Here is a 231-nt window from a genome sequence, read left to right on the forward strand (position 1 = left end):
CAAAATCAAACGATCGCTCAATCGCTAAAAGCTGATTACTTGTTGTGTTGATTTCCTTGATGAGAGAATTCGCTTTTTGGAATCTCTGCTGCCCATTGTGAACAGTGATGACCAATCCGTCTTCATGAAGTTTGGCTTTCAGCTCATAGAGCAGTCTGACGAGATAAAGATAACGATTCACTTTTTCGTACTGGATCGCATCCTTTTTTCTAGGACTAAAATAGCCGATTT

At 39.8% G+C, this 231-nt stretch carries 1 protein-coding gene; it reads right to left on the minus strand.

All coding sequences use genetic code 11. The features are described 5' to 3' along the window. The coding region (locus HMPREF2805_RS11370) for a hypothetical protein (protein WP_261676104.1) at positions 1-229 on the minus strand (229 nt) is incomplete at its 3' end. Positions 230-231 lie beyond the last annotated feature (2 nt).

The organism is Streptococcus sp. HMSC034E03 (genome assembly GCF_001811505.1).
In the GTDB taxonomy this organism is placed as follows: Bacteria; Bacillota; Bacilli; order Lactobacillales; family Streptococcaceae; genus Streptococcus.